Genomic DNA, 228 nt, shown 5'->3' with positions numbered 1-228 from the left:
GATCAAAGCTCACTTACAGCTCCCCGAGGCGTTTCGCCGTTCGTCGCGTCCTTCGTAGGCTCCTAGTGCCAAGGCATTCACCGTGCGCCCTTTCTAACTTAACCATTTTGGCTGCAGATCTTCTTCGCATTTCTTCGTCAGCTTCATGGACCTCAGTCATGTCACGTAGTAAACTACGCTCCATTCTTTCGGCCATTCGCTTCCTCGAACTACTCGAAGCTCTTTGCC

At 51.8% G+C, this 228-nt stretch carries 1 rRNA gene; it reads right to left on the bottom strand.

From position 1 onward, the window contains the following. Window positions 1-104: ribosomal RNA gene (locus tag SAY88_RS25755) — 23S ribosomal RNA — on the bottom strand; the annotation flags it as partial. Between the last annotated feature and the right edge of the window lie 124 nt (window positions 105-228).

Source organism: Halalkalibacter flavus, assembly GCF_036663575.1.
In the GTDB taxonomy this organism is placed as follows: domain Bacteria; phylum Bacillota; class Bacilli; order Bacillales; family Bacillaceae_D; genus Halalkalibacter; species Halalkalibacter flavus.
This window is presented reverse-complemented; position numbering and strand designations above follow the sequence as displayed.